General features: G+C 46.1%; 10 protein-coding genes. 4 read left to right on the plus strand and 6 right to left on the minus strand.

Going from position 1 to position 13,428, the window contains the following annotated elements:
- Positions 1-76 precede the first annotated feature (76 nt).
- From dapF to RIG68_RS01775, 6 genes are all read right to left on the minus strand, one after another.
- Positions 77-844, minus strand: a complete 768-nt coding sequence (gene dapF / locus RIG68_RS01750) for a diaminopimelate epimerase (RefSeq protein ID WP_350118061.1) — start codon at positions 842-844, stop codon at positions 77-79.
- Between the two features lie 74 nt (positions 845-918).
- A complete protein-coding gene (gene rplS, locus RIG68_RS01755) occupies positions 919-1,275 on the minus strand; it encodes a 50S ribosomal protein L19 (protein WP_350118063.1) in 357 nt (118 codons plus the stop codon).
- Between the two features lie 98 nt (positions 1,276-1,373).
- The gene (locus RIG68_RS01760; protein WP_350118065.1) at positions 1,374-2,441 is read right to left on the minus strand and encodes a LacI family DNA-binding transcriptional regulator; all 1,068 of its coding nucleotides are present in this window, start codon (positions 2,439-2,441) and stop codon (positions 1,374-1,376) included.
- 80 nt (positions 2,442-2,521) lie between these two features.
- Entirely contained in the window at positions 2,522-3,196 is a 675-nt protein-coding gene (gene trmD, locus RIG68_RS01765; protein WP_350118067.1) for a tRNA (guanosine(37)-N1)-methyltransferase TrmD, read from the minus strand.
- 6 nt (positions 3,197-3,202) lie between these two features.
- Positions 3,203-3,727 carry a ribosome maturation factor RimM gene (rimM, locus tag RIG68_RS01770; RefSeq protein WP_350118069.1) on the minus strand — a complete coding sequence of 175 codons (525 nt, stop codon included), beginning with the start codon at positions 3,725-3,727 and terminating at the stop codon, positions 3,203-3,205.
- 5 nt (positions 3,728-3,732) lie between these two features.
- Positions 3,733-4,425, minus strand: coding sequence for a 30S ribosomal protein S16 (locus RIG68_RS01775; protein ID WP_350073415.1), 693 nt, complete (start codon positions 4,423-4,425; stop codon positions 3,733-3,735).
- A 269-nt stretch (positions 4,426-4,694) separates the two neighbouring features.
- On the opposite strand from RIG68_RS01775, the gene RIG68_RS01780 reads away from it, so the two are divergent.
- From RIG68_RS01780 to carB, 4 genes are all read left to right on the plus strand, one after another.
- A complete protein-coding gene (locus tag RIG68_RS01780; RefSeq protein WP_350118071.1) occupies positions 4,695-7,418 on the plus strand; it encodes a 2-oxoglutarate dehydrogenase E1 component in 2,724 nt (907 codons plus the stop codon).
- A 17-nt stretch (positions 7,419-7,435) separates the two neighbouring features.
- A complete protein-coding gene (gene odhB / locus RIG68_RS01785; protein ID WP_350118074.1) occupies positions 7,436-8,956 on the plus strand; it encodes a 2-oxoglutarate dehydrogenase complex dihydrolipoyllysine-residue succinyltransferase in 1,521 nt (506 codons plus the stop codon).
- Between the two features lie 33 nt (positions 8,957-8,989).
- Entirely contained in the window at positions 8,990-10,384 is a 1,395-nt protein-coding gene (gene lpdA / locus RIG68_RS01790) for a dihydrolipoyl dehydrogenase (RefSeq protein WP_350118076.1), read from the plus strand.
- Between the two features lie 220 nt (positions 10,385-10,604).
- The gene (gene carB / locus RIG68_RS01795) at positions 10,605-13,418 is read left to right on the plus strand and encodes a carbamoyl-phosphate synthase large subunit (protein WP_350118078.1); all 2,814 of its coding nucleotides are present in this window, start codon (positions 10,605-10,607) and stop codon (positions 13,416-13,418) included.
- Positions 13,419-13,428 lie beyond the last annotated feature (10 nt).

The raw sequence follows: 13,428 nt of genomic DNA on the forward strand, positions 1-13,428 counted from the left end.
CGTCGTTTTTTAAAACCTTAAAATTAACCGCTTTTTCCTAATTCGATACTAATTGCCAAGGTGTTTCTTGACAGATTTACACATCAATGAGGCCTGAGTAAACGGGCGTGGCTGGGCCCTTCAGGAAAATATCTTTAAAGCCACCCTCCTTAACCGCAAAACTGACCTCGAGGGTTCCACCCAGGGTGTGAACTATTACCGGGCTTTTATATCCTTTGAGTGATGCGGCAAGCGAACATGCTGTAACTCCCGTGCCGCACGACAGCGTTTCGTCTTCCACCCCTCTTTCATAAGTCCTCACAAAAATAGCATTGCCATCCTCCAACTCTACGAAGTTTACATTGGTACCCTTTGGGGCATAGGCCTCGCTATAGCGAATAGCTTTTCCTTCCGGCACAACAGAGAAGTTTTTAACATCTTCAAGGAAGGCAATATGGTGTGGGGATCCCGTATTGATGAAAACGCCGTCAGTAAGTTCTTCAACGCTGTCAACGTCATAAAGCTGCACAGAAACAATGTCTCCTTTGATGGTCGCTTCATGAGGCCCATCGGTAGACATAAAAGTAGTTCTGTCGGTGGTCATACCAAGAGACTTCGCAAAGTGCACTGCGCACCTGCTACCGTTCCCGCACATGCTCTGCGTGCCGTCGGAATTGTAGTAGACCATTTCAAAGTCGTAGTCGGGATGATTGCGTATGAGAATGAGTCCGTCTGCGCCGATGCCAAACCTGCGATGGCAAAGGGTTTCTATAACGGTCAGGTCATCAGGAAATTGGAGATCCCTGTCATCGATGAGAATGAAGTCGTTGCCTGTGCCCTGATATTTGTGAAAACGAATTTCCATAGCATAAAACTAATAGCAAGTAAACGAAAAAAGCCAACCCGAGAGTTGGCTTTTCAGCTATTTTATTTAATCCCTTAGGACATTTTTTCTTTGATCCTTGCGGCTTTTCCTTTTCTACCACGAAGGTAGTAAAGACGGGCTCTGCGAACTGATCCCTGACGAACCAATTCAACTTTCTCAACGCTTGGTGACATAATCGGGAAAATTCTTTCCACACCAATGCCTGAAGATACTTTTCTTACAGTAAAGGTTTCTCCATTCGTGCTGATATTCTTACGTTGGATAACTGTACCCTGAAACTGCTGGATACGCTCTTTGTTACCTTCCGTGATCTTCACGTGTACATTTATAGTATCACCTGCCTTAAATGCGGGCAGTGAATTTCTCTTATCCTGGTACTCTGCTTCAACTAGTTTTATCAACTCGCTCATGACTGTCTATTTAAGCCGTATTCTGAAACGGACTGCAAATATACGACTATGTTTTTAAACACAAATAATACAATCAAATAAAAATCTCTCTTTTCAGGTTAAAGTGCTGCAAGTGCCGGCTTATAACTGTCAATATTTTCTTTGGTGATGATTTCCAGGGGTAAAAGGGCCTCCTTGGGTGGAGTTGTCTTAAACACCAGGTAATTGATGAGGTGGCTGATAGACAAGGCGGCTTGCTTGCTTGGGTTTTGATTAATCAGGAAGTTGATATACCCCTCTTTCAGAAATTGAAGGTTCTTTTCCAGTAAATCATAGCCAACGATTCTACAGCCATTTTTGCCGGTCGCTTTCATAAACTCCACTACCTGATAGGCTTTGGAGGTGCTTATGTAAACCCCGTGTAACTGTGGATCGCTGAACAGTTTTTTGAGGTCCGCTTCAAAAGAGGGGTTTTCCGGGGCCTCAAGGTTGATGGTGTTTACCTCCACACTCAATCCGGACATCGAAGCTACATATTCCCGGAAGCCTTTTTCCTTGTCCAAAAGGTGGGCAGAATTTGGCAGATCCTCATGAATATGTAAGATCGCCAGTTTTTTGCCACTGGCCAGTCCGGGGGAAATCAATTCAGCGGCCAGCCGCCCGCTTTGATACAGGTCTTGCCCGATGAAGGACAATGGATGCGGGTGTTCAATGTGTGTGTTGAACAATATATAAGGCACCTCATTTTTATGAAATTTTTCAAAAAACGGCAGCGCTTCCTTATAGAACAGTGGCGCAACTACCGCTCCGTCAGGGTTTGAAGCAATGGCCTTTTCAAATGCTTGATTGTAAGATTCTTTATTGTGGAGGTCGTAAAAGTAGTAGTCAATAACAAGGCCTTGCTGCTGCCATTCCTGCTCGCTTTGTTGCAGGCCTTCATGCGATTGCACCCAGAAAGCGTCAAGCTTGGGGTCGGGCAGCACAGCCGCCACTCTGAACGTCCTGTTGAGACCAAGGCTTCTGGCAATGAGGTTAGGCTTGTAGTCGATTTGACCAAGGATGGCATGAACTTTTTCAAGCGCCTTATCGGATACTTTGCCTCGCTTGTGCAACACCCTATCCACAGTGCCCACAGACACCCCGGCAAGGCGAGCGATATCTTTGATCCGTATATTTTTGTTTTCCATAAAAAATCGAGACCTCTAAATAATCAAAAAAACGAAAGATTGTCTGTATTAATACGGGATAATGTGCTTTTGATGAATGCCTACAATAAATTTGGCCTTCTCTCTCTTGTTCGTTGTAGCGACTGCTCGTGTCTCCAGTCATCAATGAGGGCGTCATTTCCTGAAAGCAACACATCCGGCACTTTCATGCCTTTGTAGTCGGCGGGCCTGCTGTAAACAGGTGGTGCTATGAGGTCATCCTGAAAGGAGTCGGTAAGTGCAGAGGTTTCGTCGTTTAGCACACCAGGAATCAGCCTGATCACTGCGTCGCACACAATGGCAGCGGCCAATTCTCCTCCTGACAGCACAAAATCACCAACACTGATTTCTCTGGTAACCAGGTGCTGACGTACTCTTTCGTCCACTCCTTTATAATGCCCGCAGAGCAAAATCATGTTTCCTTTCATAGCCAGGCCGTTGGCCAGCCTTTGGGTCAGCACCTCCCCATCAGGACTCATATATATAATGTCGTCGTACGTTCGTTCGGACTTGAGGGCCTGGATACATCGGTCGATGGGTTCTATTTGCAGCACCATTCCCGCTCCCCCGCCGTAGGCGTAATCGTCAACAGTTTTATGTTTGTTAACGGCGTAGTCTCTCAGGTTGTGTACGTTTACTTCCGTCAGGCCTTTGTCGATGGCTCTTTTGAGAATGCTGTGCTCAAATGGACTTTTGAGCAGCTCAGGCACACAGGAAATAATATCGAATCTTACCATGACTGACTAAGAATCTAAATATATATCAAGCAAACCGGGTGGAAGCTGTAGGGTAACTGACTTGGCCTTTAAATCCACCGCTTTAATAATATCGTCGCTAATTGGCACAAGCACTTCCTTGCCCTGACAATCAATGGCCAGCACGTCGTGCCCGGGAAAGTTAAGGATGTTTGATATGGTGCCTAATACTTTGCCATCTTCAACAGCCTCTAGCCCTACCAAATTGTGGAAGAAGTATTGTCCGTCCGAAAGCTCCGGCAGGCTGCTTTCTGGCAGGTACACCTCTGTGCCGGCAAGCTTATCAGCCGCATCCAACGACCTCACTTCATCGAAGCGGGCAATGGCTTTTTTGCCATTTAGTGACCAATGCTCTAAAAAAAAAGGAACCAGTTCGTTGTTGATCAACAACAGAACTGATTCCAGATTTTTGTAATGCCCAGGGTTGTCCGAATCGATCCAAACCTGAACATCGCCCTTTGTGCCATGGGTTTTGGTGATTACCCCAAGCTGAAAGCAATCATCCAAATGCATAAGGACTACTCTTCTTTTTTCTCTTCTGCTTCCGGAGCGTCAGCCTTTGGGGCTTCTTCTGCCGGTGCCTCCGCTTTAGGAGCTTCCTCTGCAGCAGGTGCTTCCGCAACCGGAGCCTCTTCTACAACAGGCGTTTCCTCTACCACTGGCGCTGTTTCAGCTACCTCGGCAGCGGGAGTTTCTTCCGCAACCGCTGTTTCTTCTACAGCAGCTTCTTCGCTGGCCTCTGGTGCAGCAGCAACCTCAGCCTTCTTACGAATAGCTTCAGCTCTTGCCTGGCTCACTTTCGTTTCAGCAGCAAGGCGTGATTTTCTTTCGTCTTCTTTCTTCTTAGCAAGAGACTCAACTTTACCTGTTACTTTAGAGTCTTGTTGGTTCTTCCACTCTTCGAACTTAGCATCAGCTTGTTCCTGAGTAATGGCTCCTTTGTTCACACCGATTTGAAGGTGTTTTTTCAAAAGAATGCCTCTGTAAGAAAGCATGGCTCTAACGGTGTCAGAAGGTTGTGCACCTTTCATCACCCAGTCAAAGGCCTTTTCATCATTCAAAACAATTGTTGCCGGATTGGTATTTGGATTGTACGTTCCCAATTTCTCGATGAACTTACCATCACGTGGCGAAGTACTGTTGGCCACAACCACATCAAACATTGCAAGTTTTTTACGTCCTCGACGTGTTAACCTGATTTTAACTGCCATTTTTTGTTCGTTTTATTTAATCTCTTCCGGAACCCGTCCGGAAAATTGGATCGCAAAGTTAGTGATTTTTTTGTAAAAGCAACTCATCTACAGCAAATTGATAACTGGTTCGGCAGTGAAATGTGCGGATGACTTTAACTGCCCGTCGGTTGGACTAGAAAAATGAGCCTTTAAATCAAAATAGCATGCATATTTGTTAAAACGAATATACAGTTTTAATACGTTTAATGTATTATATACCTTTACCTAATTAAACGTCACCCAAGAACATGGATAAATATTCCTATATCGCCAACGCACACTCGTCTTACATCGATGAACTATACCAAAGTTACAAACAAGACCCTGAGTCAGTAGACATTACCTGGCAGAAATTTTTTGAGGGATTTGAGTTTTCTCAATCGAAGTATGGAGAAAATGGTCAAGCCGCCACTACCTCCGGAGGCGTGTCGGACAAAGAGATCGCCGTTAGTAATCTTATTCATGCCTACAGAACACGTGGCCACCTTAAATCCAAAACCAATCCGGTAAGGGAAAGGAAGGATCGGAAGGCCTTACTTGACCTTAGTGACTTCGGGTTGTCGGAAGCGGATCTTGATGTTGAGTTTCAGTCGGGGGCGACGATTGGTATTGGGAAAGCGACGCTTAGGAAAATTGTTGAGTCGCTTAAGCAGATTTACGAAGGGGCCGTCGGCTTCGAATATATGTATATCAGGGAGCCGGATATTTTGGAGTGGTACAAAAAGAAGGTGGAATTCGACGCCTTGAATTTTAACCCTTCTATTGACGAGAAAAAAAGGATACTAAGGAAGCTGAACGAGGCGGTTGTTTTCGAGAATTTCCTTCACACTAAATATGTAGGTCAAAAGAGATTCTCTCTGGAGGGTGGCGAAACAACAATAGCAGCACTTGACGCAATAATTAATAAAGGAGCTGAACTGGGTGTACAGGAAGTGATGATAGGCATGGCTCACCGGGGTAGGCTGAATGTGCTGGCTAATATCATGGGCAAAACCTATGAGCAGATATTCAATGAGTTTGAGGGGAATGCCGCCACCGACCAGACAATGGGCGATGGCGATGTAAAATACCATATGGGTTACTCCAGCCAGATAGTAACGCCATCAGGAAACACCGTCGATCTCAGGCTGGCACCCAACCCATCTCACCTCGAGGCGGTTGATCCGTTAGTGGAAGGGTTTCTGAGAGCAAAGGTCGACCGGGAATTCAAAAACGATGCGACCAAAGTGCTTCCGATTCTTATTCATGGAGATGCGGCGGTAGCTGGCCAGGGCATAGTATACGAAGTGGTTCAAATGAGTAAGCTGGATGGTTATACCACAGGTGGTACTATTCACTTTGTTATCAATAACCAAGTAGGCTTTACAACAGACTTCGACGACGCCAGATCCAGTATCTACTGTACGGATGTGGCTAAAGTAATTGACTCGCCCGTGCTTCACGTAAATGGTGATCAGCCTGAGGCAGTTATTTTCTGCGTTAACCTGGCTGTGGAGTTCAGACAGAAATTCCAGAGAGACGTGTTTATTGATATGGTGTGCTACCGTCGTCATGGGCACAACGAAAGTGATGAGCCGAAATTCACCCAGCCATCGCTTTATAATATCATATCGAAGCACCCGAACCCAAGAGAAGTATATAACAAACACCTGATAGAAAGAGGCGATGTGGATGCCCAGCTAGCCGACAAAATGGATTCTGAATTCAGAGACCTTTTGCAGGACCGACTCAACATGGTGAAGCAAAAGCCGCTCCCTTATCAATATTCCCCAATGGAGAAGGAGTGGCAGGAGCTAAGAATTTCAAAGCCAGATGATTTTGAAAACCCACCGAAAACTTCTGTTGATCAGAAAGTAATCGATAAAGTAGGCAAGGCGCTCACAACTATTCCAAAGGGCTTCAAGCCATTGAAGCAAATTGACAAAGTGCTGAAGCAGCGTACCGAGATGATTTTCGAAGAGAAGTCCGTCAACTGGGCTACTGCTGAACTACTGGCTTATGGATCGCTGCTTCTTGAGAAAAAGATTGTCAGAATGACTGGCCAGGATGTGCAAAGGGGCACGTTTTCTCACAGGCACTCAGTGTTGCGTGACAGTGTCACTAACAAGCCCCATAATAGTTTAGATCATATTGAAGAAGGCCAGGAGAAATTCAGAATCTTCAACTCTCTGCTTTCTGAATTTGGTGTGCTGGGCTTTGAGTTTGGTTATGCCATGGCCAACCCAAATGCGCTGGTTATTTGGGAGGCTCAGTTTGGTGATTTTGCGAACGGTGCACAAGTAATGACCGACCAGTTCATCGTACCATCGTATACGAAGTGGCAGCGCATGAATGGTCTAGTATTGTTGCTACCTCACGGCTACGAAGGTCAGGGGCCAGAACACTCCAATGCCCGCCCTGAGCGATTCCTTCAGATGTGCTCTGGCAACAACATGTTTTTCTGCAACTTGACTACACCTGCCAATTTCTTCCATATGCTCCGTCGTCAGTTGGTGATGCCGTTTAGGATGCCAGCCGTGCTAATGTCTCCAAAATCTCTGTTCCGTCATCCATTGGTGATGTCGCCAGTGAGCGACTTGACTGATGGTGCCTTTCATGAGGTAATCGGCGACACAGATGTGAAGGCTAAAGATGTTAAAAAGGTGGTGCTGTGCACTGGCAAAATCTATTTTGACCTTCTCGACGAACGTCAGAAAAGTAATAGAAAGGATGTTGCCCTTATACGAATCGAGCAGCTTCATCCTTTCCCAAGAAAGAAAATCCTCGCAGAAATCAATAAATACAAAGGAGCCAAACTCGTGTGGGCACAGGAAGAACCCGAAAATATGGGTGCCTGGACCTTCTTGTTAAGGATGTTCCCTGAAGTGAGAATGGAATTGGTTTCAAGAAAAGCAGCAGCCTCTCCTGCCACTGGCTACTACAAACTGCACAACAAAGAGCAGGAAGAGATTGTACAAAAAGCATTTGCATAATTAAACCCTAATAAATAATGAGCCTTGAAGTTAAAATCCCTGCAGTAGGGGAATCAATAACCGAAGTAACCATTGCCAAGTGGTTAAAGAATGATGGTGACATTGTGGAGAGGGACGAACTTCTGTGTGAGCTGGAATCTGACAAAGCCACTTTCGAGCTAAACGCTGAGTCAGCCGGGAAAATAAAGATTTTGGTCAAAGAAGGAGAAACTGTTGAAATTGGTGCTGTTATATGCAGTATTGATACCGATAGTGCAGCTCCTGCAAAAGAAGAGAAAAAGGAAGAAAAGTCAGCGCCGGCTAAAGAGGCGATATCGACTGGTGAGACAATCGAAATGCATGTCCCCACGGTTGGCGAGTCTATCAATGAAGTGACCATATCTTCCTGGGTCAAAAAGGACGGCGAAATTGTGCAGCTAGATGAAGTAATCGCTGAAATTGAATCTGACAAAGCCACTTTTGAACTCACTGCCGAAGCTACAGGCAAGCTTCAGGTCATCGCCAAGGAAGGAGAAACACTTGAGATAGGTGCTTTAATATGCAAAATTGAAGTAATGGAAGGTGCGGTTGCTAAAGAGGAGGCCAAAAGTCCTGCTCCGGCTGCTGCTCCTGCAACATCAAGCAGTTCATCTTATGCAGCTGGGCATGCATCTCCGGCAGCAGCAAAGCTTATGGCAGAGAAAGGACTTTCTGCCTCTGATGTGAAAGCAACCGGAGTTGACGGACGTATCACGAAAGAAGATGCCATGAAAGCTGAAAAGTCGGCAGCTCCAAAATCTGATGCTGGCAAGCCAGCAGCTCCATCCTATGCCGCACCTCAAATCGGTGGCGGTGTTTCAAGGGGGCAGAGACGAGAGAAAATGTCCTCTCTTCGCAAGACTATTTCCAGAAGGTTGGTTTCTGTAAAGAACGAGACAGCCATGCTCACTACTTTCAATGAGGTGAACATGGGCCCGGTAATGGAATTGAGAAAAAAATACAAAGACAGCTTCAAAGAAAAGTACGAAGTTGGCCTGGGCTTTATGTCATTCTTTACCAAAGCAATTACAATGGCCTTGAAAGAGTGGCCTGCCGTAAACGCACAGATCGACGGGGAAGAAATCGTGTATAACGATTATGCCGACGTTTCGATAGCGGTATCCACGCCAAAAGGTCTTGTTGTGCCGGTAATAAGAAATGCCGAAGCACTTAGCTTCGATCAAATAGAAAAGGAAATAGTGAGACTGGCATTGAAAGCCAGAGACGGAAAGTTGAGCATAGACGAAATGCAAGGCGGCACATTCACCATTACCAATGGAGGTATTTTTGGCTCCATGCTTTCTACACCTATTATTAATGCGCCCCAGGCTGCTATTCTGGGTATGCACAATATCGTAGAAAGGGCTGTTGTGGAAAACGGCCAGGTAGTGGTCAGGCCGATCATGTACGTGGCCCTCTCTTACGATCACCGCATCATTGATGGTCGTGAGTCTGTCAGCTTCCTTGTACGTGTGAAGCAACTGCTCGAAGATCCTAGCAGGCTTCTTCTGGGAGTGTAAACCCGTTACTATTTTTTAATTAAAACAAACAACATGGATTATCAGGTAACAGTAATTGGTTCAGGACCCGGCGGATATGTAGCAGCCATCAGGTGTGCGCAGTTGGGCTTAAAAACGGCGATTATTGAGAAATATGATAGCCTGGGAGGCACTTGTCTTAATGTCGGTTGTATTCCATCTAAGGCACTCCTTGATTCAAGCGAGCACTTTCACAATGCAGCGCACACATTTAAGGAGCATGGAATCGATATTCCTCAGCCGAAAGTGAATCTGAAGCAAATGATAGCCAGGAAAACGGACGTGGTGAAGCAAAATACCGACGGTATCAACTTTCTGATGAAGAAGAACAAGATTGATGTTTTTCATGGCATGGGTTCCTTTATAGACAAGAACACCATCAAAGTTTCCGGGAAAGAGGAAAAGAAGATTACCACTGAGAAAGTAATCATTGCTACCGGCTCCAAGCCCGCCAACCTTCCATTTATTAAACTGGATAAGAAAAGGGTCATTACAAGTACTGAAGCCCTTGAATTGAGCGAAGTGCCTAAGCACATGATAGTGATAGGAGGCGGTGTAATAGGCGTGGAGTTGGGTTCTGTGTACGCAAGGTTAGGGGCCAAAGTGTCAGTTGTTGAGTTCCTCGATAGCCTCATTCCGACGATGGATTCGACTATGGGTAAAGAGCTTCAAAAGTCTCTAAAGGGGCTTGGCATGGAATTTTACCTGTCACATAAGGTGACGGCGGTAGAGGCCAAAGGCAAGGAAGTTACCGTGACAGCAGAAACCTCAAAAGGTGAAAAGGTAGACCTCAAAGGAGACTATTGCCTGGTGTCGATAGGAAGGAAGGCTTACACTGAAGGACTTGGCCTGGACAAAGCTGGGGTGAAAGTAACCGACAGAGGACTGGTTGAAGTGGATGATCACTTGAGAACAAATGTGGACAATATTTGGGCAATCGGCGATGTGATCAAGGGTGCCATGCTTGCTCACAAGGCCGAGGAGGAAGGTGTATTTGTAGCTGAAACCATTATGGGGCAGAAGCCTCACATTAATTACAACCTGATCCCAGGTGTCGTATACACCTGGCCGGAAGTGGCCGCTGTGGGCTACACCGAGGAGCAGCTTAAAGATCAGAAAAAAGAATATAAGGTCGGAAAGTTTCCGTTCAAGGCGCTTGGCAGAGCCAGAGCATCAGGCGATGTGGACGGACTGGTAAAGGTATTGGCCGACAAGCAAACGGATGAAATACTAGGCATTCACATCGTTGGTGCCAGAGCGGCCGATATGATTGCTGCTGGCGTCACAGCCATGGAATTCAGGGCCTCTGCTGAGGATGTGTCACGCATGTCGCACGCACACCCTACTTATATGGAGGCCGTAAAGGAAGCATGTTTGGCCGCAACGGACAACAGGCCAATTCACATGTAAAAAACTGATTGAACTTAAAAAAAGCCACTCTCACAGGGTGGCTTTTTTATTGGTATCCAGTCGACTGATGAGATTCTTTGAGCAGACAAGGCCCGCTTGTCAGTCATCTTCATTTTTCTTGTCCATCTTTCCGAAATCTCTTTTGATAATCGGGCGGTGGCATATAACTTTGCCGGGATTTGTGAATTGCTAACCCTCCTTTTAACGATACATTCTAAAGATGCCTAAAGACCCCAGTATCAAATCAATTCTAATCATTGGAAGCGGCCCTATTGTCATCGGACAGGCCTGTGAATTCGACTATGCCGGTTCACAAGCATCAAGGTCACTTCGTGAAGAAGGAATAGAAGTCATACTGATTAACTCGAATCCAGCCACGATCATGACCGACAAGGTCACCGCTGATCACGTGTACCTGTTGCCGCTGGAGAAGAAATACATCAAACAGATACTTGAAAAGCACAAAATTGATGCGGTGCTGCCCACAATGGGTGGTCAAACTGCTCTCAACCTGGCCATCGATTGTGAAAAGGCGGGGCTTTGGGAAAAATATGGAGTCAGGATCATAGGTGTGGACATTGCCGCCATCGAGACCACCGAAGACCGGGAGAAATTCCGGTTGAAGATGCACGAACTGAAGGTAAATGTGTGCAAAGGATCGACAGCTACTTCCTTCCTTCAGGGCAAGGAAATAGCGCAGGAAATTGGCTTCCCGCTGGTTATCCGCCCGTCTTATACACTTGGTGGATCTGGTGGTGGATTTGTTGAGAAGGCGGAGGAGTTTGACCAGGCGCTGAACAACGGTTTACATGCGTCGCCAATTCATGAAGTGCTGGTGGAGCAGAGCATCCTCGGCTGGAAGGAATATGAGCTTGAGTTGCTAAGGGACAATATTGGCAACATCATCATTATTTGCTCCATTGAGAACTTTGACCCCATGGGTGTGCATACTGGCGACTCAATTACTGTGGCGCCAGCCATGACTTTACCTGACACTATTTACCAGCACATGCGTGACCTGGCCATCAGAATGATGAATGGCATTGGTATGTTTGCCGGAGGATGCAATGTGCAGTTTGCTGTTAATCCTGAAGACGACATGATCGTGGGCATCGAGATCAACCCAAGGGTGTCTCGTTCCTCGGCACTGGCCTCAAAGGCTACTGGCTATCCAATTGCCAAAATAGCGGCTAAACTGGCGATTGGCTATAACCTTGATGAGCTCAAAAACCAAATTACTGGCAGTACATCAGCATTTTTTGAGCCGGCGCTCGACTATGTCATTGTAAAGATTCCACGCTGGAACTTCGATAAATTCAAAGGCGCTGACCGTCGTCTCGGTCTTCAGATGAAGTCGGTCGGTGAAGTAATGGGCATCGGTCGTAACTTTCAGGAGGCGCTTCAAAAGGCTTGCCAGTCACTTGAGATAAAACGAAACGGCCTGGGTGCCGATGGCAAGGAAGTAACGAATCAGGAGCAAATCCTGGAGAGCCTCCGCCATCCCAGCTGGAACAGGCTCTTCCATGTATATGACGCCATTAAGCTGGGCATTCCGCTGAAGACCATTCACAAGCTCAGCAAAATTGATATGTGGTTCCTCGACCAGATTGAGGAGCTCCTAAAACTAGAGAATGAAATCGAATCGTTTACGATAGAGACCATTCCGCCGGAAATTCTTCGAATAGCCAAAACCAAAGGTTACGCCGACCGACAAATCGCTCATCTTTTGGGTTGCCTGGAAAGCGAAGTGCACACCAAGCGTCACGCATTGGGAATAAAAAGGGTTTACAAACTTGTGGATACCTGCGCTGCGGAATTTGAAGCGAAAACACCTTACTATTATAGCACTTTTGATGACGAGAATGAGTCGGTAAGAAGTGACAGGAAGAAAGTTGTGATCCTGGGCTCTGGACCCAACCGAATCGGTCAGGGAATCGAGTTTGATTACTCTTGCGTGCATGGTGTGCTGGCAGCAAAGGAATGCGGCTACGAAACCATCATGATTAATTGCAATCCAGAAACGGTTTCTACTGACTTCGATATTGCCGATAAGCTGTACTTCGAGCCAGTTTTCTGGGAGCATATCTACGACATCATTTTGCATGAGCAGCCGGAGGGTGTCATTGTGCAGTTAGGTGGGCAGACAGCACTTAAGCTGGCAGAAAAGCTCGAAAGATATGGCATCAAGATAATCGGAACCGACTATAAGTCTCTTGACCTTGCGGAGGATAGAGGTAGCTTTTCTTCCCTGCTAAAGGAGAACAACATTCCGTATCCTGAGTTTGGTGTGATAGAAGATGCCGACCAGGCCATTGAGTTGTCGAAGAAGCTTGGCTTTCCTTTGCTTGTGCGGCCATCCTACGTTTTGGGAGGCCAAAGCATGAAAATTGTGATCAATGAGCAGGAGCTTGAGTCACATGTAATAGATCTTCTTAAAGACATTCCGGGTAACAAGGTACTTCTCGATCACTTCCTTGATGGTGCTATTGAAGCGGAGGCGGATGCCATTTGCGATGGTGAGGACGTTTACATTATTGGTATCATGCAGCATATCGAGCCGGCGGGAATTCACTCTGGCGACTCCTACGCCGTGCTTCCTCCTTACAACCTTGGGGATTTCATTATTCGGCAGATTGAGCAGCACACCAAAACCATTGCTTTGGCGCTGAAAACGGTTGGTCTGATCAACATTCAGTTTGCAATAAAAGACGACCAGGTGTATATTATTGAGGCAAACCCAAGGGCATCACGTACTGTGCCGTTTATATGCAAAGCCTACGATGAACCTTATGTGAACTATGCCACAAAAGTGATGTTGGGGGAGAAGAAAGTGAAGGATTTCAAATTTTCTCCGAAAAAACAGGGATATGCAATCAAGGTTCCCGTATTTTCTTTCAACAAGTTCCCCAATGTGAATAAGGAGCTTGGCCCGGAAATGAAATCGACCGGCGAAGCTATATATTTCATTGACGATCTGATGGATGACTACTTCTTAAAGATTTATTCAGAACGAAATCTTTATTTGAGTCGTTAAACAGTAAGAC

It is taken from the genome of Imperialibacter sp. (assembly GCF_040222385.1).
In the GTDB taxonomy this organism is placed as follows: domain Bacteria; phylum Bacteroidota; class Bacteroidia; order Cytophagales; family Cyclobacteriaceae; genus Imperialibacter.